Annotated in this window: 26 protein-coding genes and 1 tRNA gene; 12 read left to right on the top strand and 15 right to left on the bottom strand. The window is 42.5% G+C overall.

All coding sequences use genetic code 11. The features are described from left to right. Nucleotides 1–57 precede the first annotated feature (57 nt). A complete protein-coding gene (locus tag AACX33_RS17100; RefSeq protein ID WP_227788695.1) occupies nt 58–420 on the bottom strand; it encodes a hypothetical protein in 363 nt (120 codons plus the stop codon). A gap of 150 nt (nt 421–570) precedes the next feature. After that, nucleotides 571–945, bottom strand: a complete 375-nt coding sequence (locus tag AACX33_RS17095; RefSeq protein ID WP_194002483.1) for a c-type cytochrome — start codon at nt 943–945, stop codon at nt 571–573. Between the two features lie 209 nt (nt 946–1,154). Here AACX33_RS17095 and petG point away from each other — a divergent pair, with 209 nt between their 5' ends. Further along, complete coding sequence (petG, locus tag AACX33_RS17090; RefSeq protein WP_194002484.1) at nt 1,155–1,268, top strand: cytochrome b6-f complex subunit V; 114 nt, start codon at nt 1,155–1,157, stop codon at nt 1,266–1,268. A gap of 123 nt (nt 1,269–1,391) precedes the next feature. Here petG and AACX33_RS17085 read toward each other — a convergent pair whose 3' ends face one another. From AACX33_RS17085 to hisH, 6 genes are all read right to left on the bottom strand, one after another. Then, nucleotides 1,392–1,526, bottom strand: coding sequence for a hypothetical protein (locus AACX33_RS17085; RefSeq protein ID WP_265338615.1), 135 nt, complete (start codon nt 1,524–1,526; stop codon nt 1,392–1,394). 33 nt (nt 1,527–1,559) lie between these two features. Next, nucleotides 1,560–1,817: a ParE family toxin-like protein gene (locus AACX33_RS17080; RefSeq protein ID WP_194002486.1), complete on the bottom strand. Its 258-nt coding sequence runs from the start codon at nt 1,815–1,817 to the stop codon at nt 1,560–1,562. Continuing rightward, nucleotides 1,795–2,016, bottom strand: a complete 222-nt coding sequence (locus AACX33_RS17075) for a hypothetical protein (protein WP_194002488.1) — start codon at nt 2,014–2,016, stop codon at nt 1,795–1,797. Before AACX33_RS17075 ends, AACX33_RS17080 begins: the two co-directional genes overlap by 23 nt. A 68-nt stretch (nt 2,017–2,084) precedes the next feature. Continuing rightward, the gene (locus AACX33_RS17070; protein WP_194002658.1) at nt 2,085–2,222 is read right to left on the bottom strand and encodes a hypothetical protein; all 138 of its coding nucleotides are present in this window, start codon (nt 2,220–2,222) and stop codon (nt 2,085–2,087) included. 30 nt (nt 2,223–2,252) lie between these two features. Continuing rightward, entirely contained in the window at nt 2,253–2,819 is a 567-nt protein-coding gene (gene rsmD, locus AACX33_RS17065; RefSeq protein ID WP_194002490.1) for a 16S rRNA (guanine(966)-N(2))-methyltransferase RsmD, read from the bottom strand. Between the two features lie 107 nt (nt 2,820–2,926). Continuing rightward, nucleotides 2,927–3,562 carry an imidazole glycerol phosphate synthase subunit HisH gene (hisH, locus tag AACX33_RS17060; protein ID WP_194002492.1) on the bottom strand — a complete coding sequence of 212 codons (636 nt, stop codon included), beginning with the start codon at nt 3,560–3,562 and terminating at the stop codon, nt 2,927–2,929. 58 nt (nt 3,563–3,620) lie between these two features. On the opposite strand from hisH, the gene AACX33_RS17055 reads away from it, so the two are divergent. The 4 genes from AACX33_RS17055 to AACX33_RS17040 all read left to right on the top strand — a co-directional run bounded on the left by AACX33_RS17055 (nt 3,621) and on the right by AACX33_RS17040 (nt 7,763). Continuing rightward, nucleotides 3,621–4,133, top strand: a complete 513-nt coding sequence (locus AACX33_RS17055) for a pyroglutamyl-peptidase I family protein (RefSeq protein WP_194002495.1) — start codon at nt 3,621–3,623, stop codon at nt 4,131–4,133. A gap of 41 nt (nt 4,134–4,174) precedes the next feature. After that, on the top strand, nt 4,175–5,533 hold the full coding sequence (locus AACX33_RS17050; RefSeq protein WP_194002497.1) for a DUF3370 domain-containing protein: 1,359 nt from the start codon (nt 4,175–4,177) through the stop codon (nt 5,531–5,533). A gap of 356 nt (nt 5,534–5,889) precedes the next feature. Continuing rightward, nucleotides 5,890–6,762: a bile acid:sodium symporter family protein gene (locus tag AACX33_RS17045; RefSeq protein ID WP_194002499.1), complete on the top strand. Its 873-nt coding sequence runs from the start codon at nt 5,890–5,892 to the stop codon at nt 6,760–6,762. Nucleotides 6,763–6,815: 53 nt separating this feature from the next. Next, nucleotides 6,816–7,763, top strand: coding sequence for a 50S ribosomal protein L11 methyltransferase (locus tag AACX33_RS17040; protein WP_194002501.1), 948 nt, complete (start codon nt 6,816–6,818; stop codon nt 7,761–7,763). A gap of 174 nt (nt 7,764–7,937) precedes the next feature. Here the strand turns inward: AACX33_RS17040 and AACX33_RS17035 are convergent, their stop codons facing one another. The 3 genes from AACX33_RS17035 to AACX33_RS17025 form a co-directional block, all read right to left on the bottom strand. Then, a complete protein-coding gene (locus AACX33_RS17035) occupies nt 7,938–8,936 on the bottom strand; it encodes a DnaJ C-terminal domain-containing protein (protein ID WP_194002503.1) in 999 nt (332 codons plus the stop codon). Nucleotides 8,937–9,056: 120 nt separating this feature from the next. Next, nucleotides 9,057–9,566 (bottom strand): AAA family ATPase, encoded by a 510-nt coding sequence (locus AACX33_RS17030; protein ID WP_194002505.1) that lies wholly within the window; start codon nt 9,564–9,566, stop codon nt 9,057–9,059. 66 nt (nt 9,567–9,632) lie between these two features. Beyond that, nucleotides 9,633–10,922 (bottom strand): glucose-1-phosphate adenylyltransferase, encoded by a 1,290-nt coding sequence (locus AACX33_RS17025; protein WP_194002507.1) that lies wholly within the window; start codon nt 10,920–10,922, stop codon nt 9,633–9,635. 512 nt (nt 10,923–11,434) lie between these two features. Here AACX33_RS17025 and AACX33_RS17020 point away from each other — a divergent pair. Further along, on the top strand, nt 11,435–12,880 hold the full coding sequence (locus tag AACX33_RS17020) for a glycoside hydrolase family 13 protein (RefSeq protein ID WP_194002509.1): 1,446 nt from the start codon (nt 11,435–11,437) through the stop codon (nt 12,878–12,880). Between the two features lie 4 nt (nt 12,881–12,884). Here the strand turns inward: AACX33_RS17020 and AACX33_RS17015 are convergent, their stop codons facing one another. Further along, entirely contained in the window at nt 12,885–13,304 is a 420-nt protein-coding gene (locus tag AACX33_RS17015) for a fasciclin domain-containing protein (RefSeq protein WP_194002511.1), read from the bottom strand. Between the two features lie 146 nt (nt 13,305–13,450). Here AACX33_RS17015 and AACX33_RS17010 point away from each other — a divergent pair, with 146 nt between their 5' ends. The 4 genes from AACX33_RS17010 (at nt 13,451) to AACX33_RS16995 (ending at nt 14,854) form a co-directional block, all read left to right on the top strand. Continuing rightward, nucleotides 13,451–13,690 carry a DNA-directed RNA polymerase subunit omega gene (locus AACX33_RS17010; RefSeq protein ID WP_194002513.1) on the top strand — a complete coding sequence of 80 codons (240 nt, stop codon included), beginning with the start codon at nt 13,451–13,453 and terminating at the stop codon, nt 13,688–13,690. A gap of 23 nt (nt 13,691–13,713) precedes the next feature. Then, nucleotides 13,714–14,313 carry a hypothetical protein gene (locus AACX33_RS17005; RefSeq protein WP_194002515.1) on the top strand — a complete coding sequence of 200 codons (600 nt, stop codon included), beginning with the start codon at nt 13,714–13,716 and terminating at the stop codon, nt 14,311–14,313. A 52-nt stretch (nt 14,314–14,365) separates the two neighbouring features. Continuing rightward, nucleotides 14,366–14,731, top strand: coding sequence for a DUF1818 family protein (locus tag AACX33_RS17000; RefSeq protein ID WP_194002517.1), 366 nt, complete (start codon nt 14,366–14,368; stop codon nt 14,729–14,731). A gap of 49 nt (nt 14,732–14,780) precedes the next feature. Then, nucleotides 14,781–14,854: transfer RNA gene (locus AACX33_RS16995), tRNA-Pro, on the top strand. Nucleotides 14,855–15,044: 190 nt separating this feature from the next. Here the strand turns inward: AACX33_RS16995 and AACX33_RS16990 are convergent. The 3 genes from AACX33_RS16990 to csaB form a co-directional block, all read right to left on the bottom strand. Continuing rightward, nucleotides 15,045–15,344 (bottom strand): HigA family addiction module antitoxin, encoded by a 300-nt coding sequence (locus tag AACX33_RS16990; RefSeq protein WP_194002519.1) that lies wholly within the window; start codon nt 15,342–15,344, stop codon nt 15,045–15,047. 10 nt (nt 15,345–15,354) lie between these two features. Further along, entirely contained in the window at nt 15,355–15,633 is a 279-nt protein-coding gene (locus AACX33_RS16985; protein WP_194002521.1) for a type II toxin-antitoxin system RelE/ParE family toxin, read from the bottom strand. Between the two features lie 176 nt (nt 15,634–15,809). Continuing rightward, nucleotides 15,810–16,841, bottom strand: a complete 1,032-nt coding sequence (gene csaB, locus AACX33_RS16980; RefSeq protein ID WP_194002646.1) for a polysaccharide pyruvyl transferase CsaB — start codon at nt 16,839–16,841, stop codon at nt 15,810–15,812. Between the two features lie 50 nt (nt 16,842–16,891). Here csaB and AACX33_RS16975 point away from each other — a divergent pair, with 50 nt between their 5' ends. Next, the gene (locus AACX33_RS16975; RefSeq protein WP_194002524.1) at nt 16,892–17,239 is read left to right on the top strand and encodes a DUF2499 domain-containing protein; all 348 of its coding nucleotides are present in this window, start codon (nt 16,892–16,894) and stop codon (nt 17,237–17,239) included. Continuing rightward, entirely contained in the window at nt 17,236–17,541 is a 306-nt protein-coding gene (locus AACX33_RS16970) for a DUF3593 domain-containing protein (RefSeq protein ID WP_194002526.1), read from the top strand. Before AACX33_RS16975 ends, AACX33_RS16970 begins: the two co-directional genes overlap by 4 nt. Nucleotides 17,542–17,543 lie beyond the last annotated feature (2 nt).

Below are 17,543 nucleotides of genomic sequence, written 5' to 3'. Positions count from 1 at the left end.
CCGCCCACAATCACCCATGTATTTTTCGCAGATATTTCGTAAAATGCGGTCAGGTGATTAGCGTCTGCTACCAACACCACTTAATATACCTGCACCAATGGAAAACAGAATGATTGCCCAGATCACGTATGTGGGAATTCCCTTGAGTACACCAATTCCCAGCAGGAGATAAATTAAAGCTGTCAGTAATAAAGCAAGACCAATAGAAACACCAAAAATGTACAACAATCTTCTAATTGCGGGGTTAGGGCGTTGGTTCACAAATACCATTCCTTCATGATGATTGTAAGTAATTCCAGAATCACGCCACTCATTCTTACATATTGAGATGGGTTGAGAGTTAATCTCTGATCGCAAATTGCCAAAGGTAGTATTGTTCGAGATTCCTATAACAGCCTTGTAATCAAGACTTTTGATCACAAATTCCAAATTGCTATGAGTGTTAGCACCAGTAATTTAGCTATAAAACTTGACATAGTAATGTTTCTGACTATCTATGTAGACAATAAATATGATACATCTTTAAATTCAAACACCAATACTTAGGTATAAAAGTTATCCAAATTTAAACTACAACATTTCCAAATAGCTCAATAGGTCTGCCATTTCTTGAACGCTTGGTTGAAATTTTGGCATGGGCGGTGTTTCGCCACTAATCACTTGGTGAATCAGCTTATATTGTGACTTGCGCTTGGATACGCCTTGTAAGCTAGGGCCAACTAGCCCATCGGCTTCCAGTCCATGACAACCAGCGCAGTTAATTTGAAAGATCGCGTGTCCTTGAACTGAGTCTCCTTTGAGGGAAAAGACATTCTTCACATAAGGATCAGCAGCTCTAACCATTTGAACACCAAAAATGCCCAAAGGGGCTGCTAGCAGTATCACCAGAGCCAATAAGGCGATCCACTGTATCCGAGTTTCTGGTTTGGTAATTTGGTTATCCAAAAGGTTTGCCGTAGAAGTGGAGTGTACTAAAAGTTTTTCATGTTCCTACACATAGCTTAAAAGTTCTTGATGGTGTCTGCAAGCACAAATGATAATTTTTTTATAATCATTTTTCCTCTAAAAACATTGTATGACTAGGGATTCATCCCTTATTTGGTAGAATTAAAACCAGAAACGAATATTCAACATTTGCCAACAGGAGATTTAAAGTGGTTGAACCCCTGCTTTCAGGTATTGTCCTTGGTCTGATTTTTGTTACCCTTTCTGGGCTATTCTTCGCCGCCTATCAGCAATACAAGCGCCCCAACGAATTGGGGGGTTAAGATTTCTGAGTAGAGATGCGATTAATCGCGTCTCTACAAGACAGTTTTCGTTTAAACGTCAAATACGAACAACTGATCGCTTAACGCTTCCGGGTGGTGGGGCTGACACAAATCTGCAAACCACTAGCGATCGCAATGCTCCAAACTCACAAATCCGTCATCGTATTGACGTTGTGTTGGTAATCTTCCCGAAAAACCAGCGTACCAAATTTCATAATCACCTTCTTCGGCTGGATGAATGATTGCTTTAATTTTCATACCTGTAGAGCGAGATGTTGAAAATGTACTAAATCAATTCAGCATCGCTTCATATTCGTCATGTGAACCAATCCAGAACCAGTAATAATCGTTACCTTTTTTTAAGGACAACGCTCGATAACCACCAGTAACACGCGCAGACCAGAGATTGTTGCCTACTTTTTTAAAATGTAGAGAGGGATGCAAGGAATTTTCTTGCCAAAGTTGATAGGCTTTTTGAGTTTTTTCCTTTATTTCTGGAGATAACTTTAGATAAGCTTGCCAAAAATCAGCAGTTGCGAAGGACTTCATCTAAATCTCTCACTTTATTGGCTGCAACGTCTGCTTCTGCTTTGGCGATTAGATGATTCAGTTTTCCTGATGCGAGATCAGTTTCAATTTGTTGATCCCACACCTCATCCAGATAATTTAGAAGCCATGCCGCAAGTTGGCGAATGTCATTTTCTGGTAATTTTTGGATAGCTGCTTCAATTTCTGGCAAATTAGTCATAAAAACCGGAAGAAGTACTTATATAAGTAGACTGCAACGACACTGGGAGATTTTTTAGCAATCAGATATTACGAAGCTTGAATTGTTTCTATCTGCTGCTCTTGAAACTGAGCGAGATGAGGATATTGCTTCTGAAAGGGACACTCTACAATCCAATAACCATCTTCATCCTTGTATAAAATTACTTGCCTTATATACTGACTCATAGTCATAAACAATATAATTGTTTTTCATTATTATCCCTCTTCTGTCACTCCCTCATCCATAATTCTGTAGAACGTCAGCGCAGTATTACCGTAAACCTTTTCGCGGCAAATCTCCCAAGTGGGTATGACTGGAGGTGTCCAACCTTGGGGATTATGTTCTACGGCGATTTCACCATGCACAGCTAACAAATTATGATGTGCGATCGCCTCTAACACTGGCTGATATAATCCACTAGCATAAGGTGGATCAAAGTAAATTCTGTCAAACTGCTTTCCTGATAAGTTCTTTAATTGCTGAATGACATCTCCTCGCAAGAGTTGCCATTTTTGCTCGCCATGCGCCACCTGTTGCCAATTTTGTTGAATTATGGCACTAGCTTGGCTTGATTTTTCTATCCCTACTACTAAGCTGGCTCCTCTACACAAAGCCTCTGCACCCATTGAACCAGTGCCGGTACATAAATCTAGCCAGCAACAATCCACAATTGTTCCCTGCCAAATATTAAACACTGCTTCCCTGACTCGCGCACTGGTGGGTCTAGTAGCTTGCCCTGGTAAAGTTTTAATTTGGCGATTCCCGTAAATTCTTAATGTCATGGGTCATTAGTCATTGGTCATTGGTCATGAGTCATTGGTCAACAGTCAGGGAAAAACCATGACAAAGGACGAATAACAATTGACAAAATCTCAAATTCAAAGTTGGATTATGCAGCAATTTTTTCGCGGACTTGTGCAACAAAATTAGAGAGAATTTGCAATCCGATGTTAGAAGATTTTTCCGGGTGGAACTGCACAGCTGTCAGGTTTTCACGAGCGATCGCAGCTGTGATAATTTGAGAACCGTGGGTAACAGTTGCAGCTCGAACTTGGGGATCAGTTGGGTCAACATAGTAAGAATGCACAAAATATACCCAAGGATCGGCCGGCAAATGCTCCCACAAAATATTTTTTCGTTGCGTGAACTCTAGTTGATTCCATCCCATATGAGGAATAGTAATGCCTGCTTCTGGTCGGAATCTTCGCACTTTTCCTGGTACAATTCCTAGCCCTGGTTGAGTTCCTTCGGCACTGGATTCAAATAAAATTTGTAATCCCAAACAGATGCCTAAGAAGGGTTTCCCAGATGCGATCGTATCTTTAATCGGTTGTTCTAAACCACGCGATCGCAGCTGTTGAACTGCGGGATCGAATGCTCCCACTCCTGGCAAGACTACGGCATCTGCCATCTCTAAATCTTTAGCAGAATGAGTAATGTGAGGAGTTGCTCCAGCTTTTTCTAAACCTTTGCAAACTGAGTGCAAATTTCCCATATCGTAATCTACGACTGCAATGACTGGCATTGACCGGCTCCTTGTAAGTTTATTATGGAGGGTGTTTCTATTCTAAATAATATTTCCTATGGCGAAAAGAATACTATTAACTTCTTTTGAAGTTTGGTTGAGCGAGCAACAGTCAAATTCTAGCGATGATTTATTACTGGAAGTGATTAAACATGACTCGCTCCCTGATGATTTAAACTTTTTGCGGCGTTTACCTGTGGATGTGCATCTGGCTAGTTCACAAGTAATTCAAAAAATATCTGAACTGCAACCTGATTACATTATTTGTTGTGGTATGGCTGCTAACAGGACAAAACTAAGTCTGGAAGCGGTTGCTAGCTGCGAGTCAAGTGTTTTGCCGACAACTGTTAATTTGGAAAAATTAGTCACAGCTGCTACAAAAACTGAGATTAGCCACGACTGCGGTAAATTTGTTTGTAACGGGTTGTACTATGCAGTTTTGAATTACTTGTGCCAAAATCAACTGGCAGCAGGTTGTATTTTTGTCCATGTTCCAGTGTTAAATTCCGACAATTTGCCAGTTGTCTTGACTGATTTCTTATTAATTATTAACAATTTGGCACTTTCATAAAGTCGTCTGCGTCTCTAAGGAGAAGCAATTTTCTCAGTATTATGTTGTCATTTTTACTCAATTTAATCCTCGCCCAATCAACACCTGCTACCCCACCCCCGGAAGAAGTGGTACAAACCCAAGAAGTGCGACCTTTACCGGGACAACTGGATAATGTGCCTGTATTTAACAGCAATAGTCCAGAATTGGTATTAAAAGAAGGTATTTTACTGTCTACGTTTCCAGCCGATGGCAAAAAAGTGTCAGAAGCCCATCTAAATTATCCGTTTAGCGGGCGATTTGATGTTTTTGCCCATCATGTTGCTAAGGCTGATCCACCGGAGGATTTAAGGTCATTGCATATAGGAATCATGCTGCACAATCCTGGAACCGAACCAGTAACGGTGAATATTTTGCAAGCAGCGAGTTATTTAAGTCAACCAGATGCACCATTTATTCAGTTACCAGCTAAAAGTCAGAATATTTTAGGTAATATTTTTGCAGGGCCTGGCGATCGCGCCACATCTGATGTTTTAAGGGGAAGACGACAAGAAAGTTTTCCAGCCCAAATTGTCATTCCTCCAGGGCAAAATCAGATGTTGCTAAATCTGCCCATTCCTGTCAAAGAACTGACACCACCTTTAAATGGTCGCTCTACGCTGATGCGGTTGCAGAGTAGTGGCACTGTTTATGCAGCTAGTATGGCTTTATTTGCCCGTCAGAATGCCGATGGTAGTGAACGCGCCCCGACTTTAGAAGAGTGGCAAAATTTACTGCAAAGTGGTGAATTGTCAACTCCACGGGATAGAGTTCCCACACCTCTAGAAGTAACCGACCAGCCGCGAATTTATGGACGTGTCGCCGGAGTTGCTCAAGGTTCACAGTGGAAATCCTTGGTAGTGGATAATTCCGAAGCGAGATATTTAACCATTCCCCAAGCTGGTCAAGCTTTTTCCTATCCTTTAAGTAGCCTGCATGGTGGTACGTTAGGAACAAATCAAATTCAGACTGCGCCCATGCTGGTACGTTATCCAGATACCGCCTATCGCGCTCATGGCAACTATGGCATTCAATATAGTTTGCAGTTGCCACTACATAATAATAGTGAAAAATCCCAAAGCGTGAGTGTCTCAGTACAAACACCAATTAAAGAAGATAATTTAGTTAAACAGGGATTACGCTTCTTGACGACTACAGCACCGCAAGTATTTTTCCGGGGGTCAGTGCGGGTACGTTACACAGATGATCAAGGTCATGCAAAAACTCAGTTTACTCATTTAGTGCAACGGCGGGGTCAACAGGGAGAACCCTTGGTTTTATTGAATTTGAAACCAGGCGATCGCAGGTTAGTAGAAGTAGATTTGATCTATCCCCCAGATGCGACACCACCGCAGGTATTAACGGTGTCAACCCAAGAGTAAGTATACTGGTTTAATAAAAACGCCCACAGCCTAATAAACTGTGGGTTTAACTACATCTATGACTTGGTTTGATTTTGCAGTCAAGCCCGAATTATTACAGGCGTTGCTGATTTGAAGTATGAACAGGATTTGTGATGATGTTAAAACCCCTGTAGAGACGTTCCATGGAACGTCTCTACATTTAAATTCATATTTGGTTTCAGCAACGCCACTTTTTCTATATTTGCTGGATCTGTGGTGAAATTAGCACATAAGCAGACTTCATGAAAATAGTCGAATAGTCAATAATAATCCAGATTTCTCCCTGAATATGGTAATATCCAAGGGGTTTTTATTTTAACTAATGCAGGTTAAGCATGGAAGCAAATTTTCTGACGATTGTTTTTCTGCCCCTAGCTCTATTTATTATCATGTTAGGCATGGGGTTAACCTTGACCCTAAAAGATTTTCAGCAAGTTTTTATCTATCCTAAAGCCGTAGTGATTGGCTTGATGGCGCAGTTGATCATGTTACCGATTGTGGGCTTTGGTATTGCGTCGGTGTTTTCCCTTAACCCAGAATTAGCCGTAGGTGTGATGCTATTAGTAGCCTGTCCCGGTGGTTCAACTTCTAATATGATCACATTTTTGGCTGGGGGAGATGTTGCTCTTTCTGTGACGCTAACAGCTATCAGTAGTTTAATTACGATTTTGACTATTCCTCTGGTTGTCAATTTTTCAATGCAGATATTTTTGGGAGCAGGGACAACACTACAGTTACCTTTTTTAAATACAGTTGTGCAGATTGCGGTGATGACACTTCTACCTTTAGCAATTGGGATGGTAGTGAATCGATATGCTCCTGGAATAGCCGCAAAGGTAAATCAACCTGTGAAATGGCTATCTTTATTTTTCCTGGCCGTCGTGGTGACTGGGGTGTTGCTGCGAGAACGAAATAATTTGATGTCTTATGTGATTGATGTGGGCTGGGTGACTCTAACGTTGAATCTGGTAACAATGGCTTTAGGTTTTGCGATCGCTACTTTAGCCAAATTAGGAGAAAAAAGCGTGAGAGCAATTACAGTTGAAGTAGGCATTCAACATGGGATTCTAGCGATGGCGATCGCATCTTCCCCTACACTCCTGAATGCTCCCACAATGGCTATTCCGGCGGCTATTTATAGTCTGCTCATGTTTGTGAATGCTGTGGTATTTGCATTTTTTGTCTCACGCAAAGACGCAAAGACATAAAGAAGCAGACAAGAAGTTATCGGAAAGCAGCAGCTAGATGAAAGGAACATAATATGTCTTGGATGGAATTAAGCCTGGATACAACCCATGAAGCTGTTGATTGGGTTTGTACACTACTGGCTGAAACTATTGATATTAATGATATTTATATTACTGAATATGCAGAATCTCATTCGGATAATTCTGATTGGACATTTACGATGCGGTTATATTTACCCTACGATGTCAGTGCGCGGACACAGATAGAAAAAATTGAAAGTCTGCTTTCGCCTTTGCATCGGACTGGAATGACAACAGCAATTCAGACAACTGTTGTGGAAAATAAAATTACAGATGCGCCGAAACCACTTTTATATCCCATTGGGGAAAGATTTATTATAGTCAATTCTGATACACCTGCTCAATCTGAGGTCACAGACAAAATCACCTTAAAAATCCAAAAAACCCTCGCCTTCGGAAGTGGTTTACATCCAGCAACCATTGTCAGCCTCCGACTGCTAGAACGCTACATAGCCCCTAATATGCAAGTGCTGGACTTTGGCTCAGGTTCAGGTATTTTGAGTGTAGCGATCGCGAAGCTAGGGGCAAATGTCTTAGCTTTAGATAATGACAGTGTTGCTGTACAAGCGACTCAGGAAACTGTATCTCTGAATGCTGTAGAGCAGCAAGTACAGGTGATGCAAGGTAGCCTGGGATGTGGCAGTGATCTGGGGCATTGGATGGGTGGAAACACTGTTAATAATGTGTCAAAAATTGAAGCGAAAGACACATTTGATCTGATTGTCGCCAATATTTTCGCACGGGTGCATATTGCCCTTGCTGATGATTTTCGGGAAGCCTTGCGTCAAAATCAAACACAACCGGGGCTATTAATTACAGCTGGATTTACCACAGATCATGAAGAAAGTGTCACCACAGCCTTGACTGAAGCCGGATTCGAGGTAATTGATTGTGAACGATTAAACGAATGGGTTGCCCTTGCCCATCGGTGTAATTTGTAATTCGTAATTCGTAATTCGTAATTTGTAATTCGTAATTCGTAATTCGTAATTCGTAATTTACTGGCTAAGGTAATTAAAACAGTGTTGATTGCTTAAGATTCTGGAAGCAACTAAGTTGATACTCAGCACTTTTCTAGTGAGACGTTTGGGCGGAACGTCTCTAGTTATGAAACCTTAAAACTTGAACTGCTGTAAATGACTGCGGGGATTATAGGTACGTATAGCCCGAATTTTTTCATAATATTCCCGCTCTTGTGAACTGAGGTCTTTTGGTGGCACGATCGCCACTTTTACCAACTGATCGCTACGTCCACCCTTAGCTAAAGCCCAGCCTTTACCCCGTAACCGTAAAGATTGACCAGAACGCACACCAGCAGGTAACTTGACATTTACGGAACCATCGGGCGTGGGGACATCAATTGAGGCTCCCAAAGTGGCTTCATCTGGAGTGATGGGAACTTCACAGACAAGGTTATCGCCTTCAAATTGGAAGAATGAGTGTGGCTGAAGTTCAACTTTTAAATATAAATCACCCCGTTGTTGAGTCATGGGGTTAAATTGACCTTTCCCCCGCACTCGCAGACGAGTACCAGTTTTAGCCCCAGATGGGATGCTCACTTCAATGGTTTCGTTACCTAAACTAAAGCGCTTTTTGACACCAGCAAAAGCTTCGGACAAAGTTAAGGCGATCGCTGCTTCTGTGTCTGGAGCCGCACCCGTACCGACATCTTGAAAACCAAAATCATTAAAGCCGCCATAACCACCGGGTCTACCTGTGGAAGTACGATTATAAGAGTAGCTTTGCCGCCCAGCACCGGGGCTAGGTCCACCAAAGCGCCCTAATAACTCGTTGACAAATTCATCAAAACTGCCGTATTGACTGAAATCAAAGCCACCCATATCCACACCAGCACCGCCGGTGGGGAAACCTTGGCCAGCTTGTTTCCAGTATTGACCGAATTGATCGTACTTCTTGCGCTTATCAACATCTGACAAAACTTCATAGGCTTCATTCACCTCTTTAAAGGTCGCCTCAGCTTGCTTGTTATTGGGGTTAACATCAGGGTGATACTTGCGAGCTAGTTTACGGAAAGCTTGTTTAATTTCTTCTGGACTGGCAGTTTTACTGATTCCCAAAATTGCGTAATAGTCTTTGAAGTCGGTTGCAGCCATCTACCAGCCTCCTATAAAAATTTCTGTTATGTTTTTTCGTAAAATGTGAGATGAGTTTTTGTCCGGTCAAATCCCCAGCATAAAAAACTCTGATTTTAAATTAACAGACATTACAGCAATTCAAGTGGGGTTCCCGCTCACTCCACCAGCGCAATTTCCGTACTTTCTCCTCTGGGGATCACAAATCAGGTAATCTATTCCTTCTTCTAGACTGGGGGGAGCATCCCGGAGTTGACGATGCATTCGCAAGATGATTTCTGGGGGAACTTGGCGCTGACGCTTTTGATTGCGTGCTAAACACAACCAAACAGGCGTTCTCACCCATAACCCCGTAATGTCTGTAAAACCCACCTCGCGGGCTAAGGCGATAATTTCACGGCGCTGGCTCCTTTGGGCATTGGTAGCATCAAAAATTGTTGTTCTCTCTACGGCTACTGCTTGTTGAAATTGCCGTTCTATTTCTCGCCAAATCAGCAACCACGGTCCTTGAGTGGCCTCCGAACCAAAAAGCTGCCCCCGAATAGCATCCGTGGAAATCAGCTGCATTTGGGGGCATTCTGAGACTAATTGTTTTGCCAAAGTTGACTTACCGCTACCAGGAAGACCAATTAGTAACTGGAGTTTAGTCATTTGCCATCTGTCAGTTTTTAATTATTATTAACCAATGACTAATCACCAATGACCAATGACCAATGACTAAATTATAGTTCCGTCAGGAATTACCGCATTTTTCAGCACCACAACAATACCACTGCGGATGTAGAAGCCTTGATTTTCCCGTTCGGCTTCTTGCACGTTATCTTTATTGATAATTTTCACATCATGACCGATGCAGGCATTCTTATCAATAATGGCACGGCGAATAATCGTATCCGTACCAATACCTACGGGAATGTCACCTTTTTCTAAGTTACATTGACGCTCCACAAAAGGTTGATAAAAGTCTGCGCCCATGAGTAGAGATTCTTCGATCACACAACCAGCTTCAATGCGCGATCGCACTCCCAAAACCGAATGCTGAATCCGGCAATCCTTCAAAATACAACCTTCGCCCACAATCGATTCTGTGACATGGCAACTTAAAAGTTTACTCGGTGGTAAATAACGCGCACGAGTATAAATTGGGGCTTGTTCATCGTAGAAACTAAATGGAGGTAAAGGTTGTTTCGTTAAAGCTAAATTGGCGTGATAGAAAGCTTCGATTGTCCCAATGTCTTCCCAGTAATCATCAAATAAGTAAGCTTGGACATTGTAATCTTTGCTCGCATCAGGAATAATTTCTTTACCAAAATCAGTACTTTCTAAAGACTCTTTCAACAATTTGATCAAAACATCTTTTTTAAAGACATAAATCCCCATCGAAGCGATGTAGGGCTGTAACTTCGCTTGTTCTGGCGATAATCCCAGCACGCTAGTATCAACCTGCATCCGATCTAATTCATCGCCTTTGGGCTTTTCGCTAAAGTCAATCACCCTCCCAGACTGGTCTATTTTCATTAAACCAAAGTCTGAAGCCCGACTTTTATCGATGGGAATCACCGAAAGCGTAATATCAGCCCCTGTTTCCCGATGGCGCTGGATAAACTGGCGGTAATCCATGCGGTATAAATGATCTCCGGAGAGAATCAAATACTCATCCGCATCCCATTCGTTTAACAGCCATAGGTACTGACGCACAGCATCAGCCGTACCTTGGAACCAATTGGGGTTTTCTGGCGTTTGCTGTGCCGCGAGAACTTCCACAAATCCCTCATTGAATCCGGTAAAATTATAGGTACGGGCGATATGGCGATTCAGGGACGCTGAGTTAAATTGTGTCAGGACATAGATTTTGAATATCTCTGAATTGATACAATTACTGACAGGAATATCTATTAAACGGTACTTTCCTGCTACTGGTACGGCTGGTTTAGCACGTAGTTTTGTTAGCGGATAAAGACGAGTACCCGCGCCACCACCGAGAATGATTGCTAATACTTTTTTCACAAGATTTCTCCCAACTGCCTTTCAACTCTCACCTTCAGTTTAGGACTGTCTGAGACTACTGGTAAGGGGGGATCACAGATTAATAATTAGCCACGTTTACAGAATGCTGTGAGTAATGGATGAATCCCAGGGATAACAGTAGCAAATTTGACTCCGGGAAAACGAGGATCAGCGATACAGTTATTCTTCAGTACATACCCACAAAGTGTTTAGAAAAAGGTTGATAACTATTTTTTTAGTCAAAATAGCTACAGGTAATTTGGGGACACTTAACTGATACTGCACTCAGAAGCAATTTTCCAGCCAGCCCACAACCAAGTTATCAAATTTTTGACTTTTGATTACCTACCTTTATATATAGTTATTTTTTTTACTTTGGCGTAGCGCGTACTGTCAAAAACCCTAAAAACGTCAAGGAAATCAGGAACACGCCAAAATTTTCTATCATCAGTGAGAGATGTAAATTAGCAAATATTTGCCACAATCACTGCTTAAGGTATAAAAATTAATTCATGCAAATTCAAACACCAGACTGGGTTAAACACGCTGTTTTCTACCAAATCTTCCCAGATCGCTTTGCCAGAAGCAAACAGCCTCACAAAAGACTGTTACATGAAGCCCGTTGGGAAGATTGGGATGCTATGCCCACACTCCAAGGTTACAAAGGCGGCGATTTATGGGGCATTATTGAGCAATTAGACTATATCCAGGGTTTAGGGATTAACGCTATTTACTTTACTCCCATCTTTCAATCAGCGAGTAATCACCGCTATCACACCCATGATTATTATCAGGTTGATCCATTGTTGGGGGGTAATGAGGCATTTAAGGAATTGCTAGACGCAGCCCATGAACGGAATATCAAAGTTGTGCTGGATGGAGTGTTTAACCACGCCAGTCGGGGCATTTTCTTTTTCCACGATGTTTTAGAAAATGGCGCTCGTTCTCCTTGGGTGGACTGGTTTAAAATTACAGATTGGCCCCTTGCGCCTTACACCGGGGAGTTACCCGCCAACTACGAAGGTTGGGCAGATAATCGGGCTTTGCCAGTGTTTAACCATGACAATCCGGAAGTGCGGGAATACATCATGGAAATTGGCGAATATTGGCTCAAATTCGGCATTGATGGTTGGCGGTTAGATGTGCCGTTTGAAGTCAAAACACCGGGTTTTTGGCAAGAATTTCGCGATCGCATCAAAGCCATTAACCCCGAAGCTTATATAGTGGGCGAAGTTTGGGGAGATTCCCGTGAGTGGCTAGATGGTACGCAATTTGATGGCGTGATGAATTACTTATTTGCCGGACTAACCATTGCCTTTACCGCAGGCGATCGCGTAGTTTTAGAACAAGTGCAAACCCGTGACTATCAACCCTACCCACCTTTATTTGCGACTGAATACGCCGTCAAAATTCAGGAATTACTCGCACTTTACCCTTGGGAAATTCAACTCACGCAACTGAATTTACTCGCAAGCCACGATACAGCTCGATTAATTACTATTGCTGACGGCGATCAACCCAGTGTAGAATTAGCAACTTTACTGTTACTCACCTTTCCCGGTGCGCCTAGTATCTATTATGGTGACGAAGTGGGTTTACCTGGAGCAATAGATCCCGACTCCCGGCGTGGCTTTCCCACAGAAGCTAATTGGAATCAAGAAATCCTCAACATTCACCGCCAATTAATCGCTCTTCGCCACCAATACCCAGCTTTACGCGCAGGTGATTACAAAACTCTATTCGCCCAGGGAGCATTGTATATTTTTACCCGAACTTTAGAAACTGATGAATTAATTATTGCCGTTAACGCTGGTACAGGAAAGACAACAGCAAATATAGACACAGCAGGTTTGCTGACTAAATCCCACAAGTTATTATATGGCGCTGCCGAATTTGAGTGGCATGGTACGCAGCTTTCCTTAACTCTTCCCCCACGCACTGGCTGTATTCTCGGTTAGGTTTCTATCGTCTTGCAACCATTGCTGGCATTAAGACCTGATCAATCACATGAATCACGCCATTGTCGGCAATTATATCCGTTACGAGGACATGAGCATCATTCACCTTGATCACACCTTGATCAGAATCAATCGCCACCACTGATCCTTCCAGAGTTGGTGCTTCTGAAATCTGCTGCAAATCTTCAAACCTGACATCCCCAAAAGCGACATGATACATTAATACCTTTTGCAACTTGGGGATGTCTTGCAGTAGTGAAGCTAAAGTATCCTGTGGTAATTGAGCAAAAGCATCATCAGTGGGTGCAAAAAGTGTGAGCGAACCCGGACTTTTCAGAGTTTCAATAATTTCTGTGATAGTAGCAGCCTGAAGTAAACTCTGGAAATTTCCGGCATTAATAGCAGTTTCTACAATATCAGCCATAAATTTGGGTTGATTTCTTAATTTCTCTACATATCCCTCTTATAAAGTCAAAAAAAACTGTCAGCCTCTATCAACAGAGACAAAAATACCAAGCCATAAATTCTCAGTGCTGCTAAACTGGGGAGTGACCTCATGAACCACTGAATATGCTAAAGCGTTCTAAGTTCGAGACCACACAGTCTCAAATCATGTACCGTGCAGAGGAATTGATTAGTGCCGCTTCAAATCGCTACCGCATTACGGTTCAGGTGGCTAACCGTGCCAAGCGTCGGCGTTATGAAGACTTTGATAACCCATCGGAAGATGTGATGATGAAGCCAGTGCTGAGGGCAATTATTGAAATGTCCGATGAACTGACTCAGCCCGAAATCATTGGCGAACTATAATCAGAACTTTTGCAAAGATGACGATGAGCAAAAATTTATCGTTCATTCAACTCCGACTCAAACCTGGACAAACACTCACTGCTTGTATGGTGGTGGGTGTGCTGGTGTTGAGTTCAGGGTCAGATAAAATCATACCAACAAACTTATTTGGTATTCACCCGGCGTTAGCTCAACGAATTAGTCCTGGAGATATTTGGCAGCAAGTATATCAGCAATTACCCGATCTGCCCCAAGAAAATCAGTATAAAAGTAAAGATACTGGACAAGTTGCTGAAAATAACACCTTAGCCAGTCGCCTGATTACCTATCATCTTTATCGAAAAGGACGCGCCCCCAACTATCGGCTGGATTGGAAATTAACTTTGGCTGATTATTTAGACGCGAATGAAATTATGTATCATGACTCCTATCCTGGTAACGATACATTACAGCAAAATCCGCTAGAAGGCGATCGCGCCGCCATAGCCAAACTCAATCGCCACCAGAGAAACGCCCTAGTGCAAGTTTTAGCCGATATCTTCAATCCCAACCCTCAGAACAGCCAGACACCCAGGCGAGAGACAACACCCACACCCAGCACACCACAACCACCCCAAAGAGGCGGTGCTGAACTGCTCAAATAAAAAACCTCTTTGCGTCCCTCTGCGTGAACCTCCGCGCCCCTCTGCGTTTAATATGGAACATTTAATCAAAAGCGGACTGGGTTGGCGAATTGGCTGGAAACCCAACGCACCCGTATTCAAAGGATTAATAGGAACAGAAGATTGGGCAATAGAATTAACAGAAGCCGAGTTAAATGATTTTTGCCGACTTTTTGCACAGTTAGCAGACACCATGAAACAACTCGCATCTGAATTAATGGATGAAGAAAAAATTGCCTGTGAAGCCGAAAGCGATTTATTATGGCTAGAAGTAGAAGGCTATCCCCACGCCTATAGTTTATGCTTAATCCTGAATACAGGACGCGGTGTAGAAGCTAAATGGGATACCGTCGCAGTCCCAGAATTATTACAAGCGGCGGGAATGTTGAAAGTTTTTTAAATAACCCCTTGATTATTTTAAAGCTTTGCAGTAGAATGATAATTCTGACCGGGGCGTAGCGCAGCTTGGTAGCGTGCCACTTTGGGGTAGTGGAGGTCGTGGGTTCGAATCCCGCCGCTCCGATAGACAAAAGACCCTGCCTGCTAGTCTTTAAATTAAAGATTAGCGGGCTTTTCAATTTGTAACTTAAAAGTACCTGGCTCCTAGAAGTCACGGCTACACAGACAAAACCCGCCTACGCGGGTTCAAAGCCTTTGCTTTTTCTTAGTCCGCATAAGCAAACTTAGTTTGCATAGCTGCGTATCCCTAAACTTTAGACAGCCTGTGAATTGATAGGAGATATTTGTTTAAAACTTTCAGAATCTTGTGCTGCATTCCAAAGGTCAAACTTTTGTTGAAGATTCAACCAAAGTTCTGGAGTAGTCTGAAAAGCTTTCGCTAAACGAAGCGCCATATTAGGAGAAATACCTGCTTGCTCATTCACAATTTCAGATATTGTTTTACGTGACACGCCTAAAATATCAGCAAGCTGAGTATTAGTCATATTTAATGGCTCTAAGTATTGTCGCTTAATTAATGCTCCAGGATGTCTAGGCTTTCTCTTAGTTATCATGACTGATTTCCTAGTGATAGTCTTCGTAGTTAACAACGTAAGCATCACCATTTTTAAATCGAAAAGTTACACGCCAATTACCAGATACTGTAACTGACCATTCTCCTTTTCGATCACCAACTAATTGATGAAGTCCGGAACCAGGATATCTCATATCCTGAATTTCAGTAGACGCATCAAGTCTGTCGAGAATATCTAGGATTTTTTCTGCGTGTTTTGGCTGAATACCACTTCTATCGTCATCCTCAAAAAGTTTTTTCAGTCCTTTATGCTTAAACGTTTTTATCACCTTAAATCGTAACCCCTGGGGTTACATCTGTCAACTGTAGATATAATAGCCAATAGCTGTATCTATTTATTAAAAGCGCGATTACTTCAGCGTACTGCAGGTTATAAGGTACACGAATAGCTTGCGTGGCGTAGCCATAGAAATAATGAACCACAGAAGATGTAGACGCAAAGTGACTACTCTATACTCAAAACGTCGCGGTGCATTAAAGCGCGATCTACTAAAGACTGAATTTGCTCAGATGATAACGGATCACCATTGGCATAATGTTCTATCCAAGTTTTACTAATTAGATTGGGGTCATCTGGTAAGCTGGCTAAATCCCATCCTGGCATTTGTAAATCTTCCATGAGCCGATTTACTTTGGGGTCATAACTGAGGGCGAAACAGCGACAACCTTCAGCCGCAGCCATGATTAAGCTGTGCAGACGCATCCCAATGGCCATCTCCACACCTTTATAGACACCCTTTAATAATTGCGGGTCTTCTAAAAGCAGAATTTTACTGACATCTTTTAATTGGGGTTGAATCGCTTGGGCGATCGCTAAATCTTCACTCTTCTGAAATGGCAACAGCAAAATAAAGGCTTGGGTTGCTTTCTGGAAGTCTACTAAGGCGCGAGTCAAGTTTGCCAAACGTTGGGGAGTCAGTTGGGGATGATTCCTCAGAGTCACAGCAACTCTCGGCGCAGGTAAATCCCAAAGTCCTGGTACAGGTTTACTTTCTAACGCCCAAACTGGGTCAGGCGCAAGCAAACAAGGAATTTGCCAATCAGCTAATAAAGCCGCGCTAGAGCGATCGCGCACACTAACTCTGCTACAATATCCGAAGGAGTGTTCTGCCAACTTGCGAGTTTGGGGACGAACTAAGGGGCCGATACCTTGCGCCCAAGCTACAGTTTTTAAACCCATTTTCTGAGCCAATACCATCAGCCCGCCATAATAAAATGGACTAATGGTACTGGTGACATCTTGAATTAAACTCCCACCGCCCCAAATGAAAGCATCGCAAGAACGCAAAGCTTGGATTACAGGTAAAATCTTCATGCGGTTGTGAGATTCCACCCCATAGCGATCGCGCGTTTGTTCTGGATTCCCCGAAAGCACCACAGGAGTCACATCAGGTGGTAACATTTGCAAAAGCGTCGCCAATAAAGCCTCGTCACCACCATTACCCTTACCGTAATACCCAGACAATAACGCCCGCATCTTTGCCATTTTAAATTGATAATTTTAAATTACTGAATTTTTATTTACTTATGCACGCCCTTTCTATTCCCACCTGGATTATTCACGTTTCTAGCGTTATTGAGTGGATTGTCGCCATCTGGTTAATTTGGACTTACGGCGAACTCACTGGTAATCGGACATGGTGGGGATTATCTCTAGCCATGTTACCAGCTTTAGTGAGTGCCATGTGTGCCTGTACTTGGCATTATTTCGATAATCCGGCATCTTTAGAATGGTTGGTAACGCTGCAAGCTGCAATGACATTAATTGGTAATTTTACACTTTGGGCAGCTGCGGTCTTGATTTGGCGTTCTACAAAACCAGAGGATAGTACAACCAAGACAGTTACAGCCCAACCGATGGAATCAAAATCATGATATCTAAAGAAACCCTATTTGTCCTTTCCTTATTTCCCTATTTGGGTTTCTTGTGGTTTATTCGCCGTAGTCCCCAAATGCCACGTTTAGCCCTATATGGATTTTATGGCACGCTGGTATTTGTTGCCATTACCATCCCGGCGGCAATTTACGCTCAATTGCATTATGGTGTTTCCTTGGCTGACGTAGATTGGTTACACGGGGGTGCAGAAGTCTTTTTAACCCTAGCTAACATTCTGCTGGTAGTGGGTTTCGCCCAAGCCATTAGAGAATTAAAAATGAAAAATGAATATAAGGAATAAAT

This window comes from Nodularia sp. LEGE 04288, assembly GCF_963896525.1.
GTDB lineage: Bacteria > Cyanobacteriota > Cyanobacteriia > Cyanobacteriales > Nostocaceae > Nodularia.
Note: the sequence above shows the minus strand (reverse complement) of the source record. Positions and strands in the feature narration are given on the sequence as shown.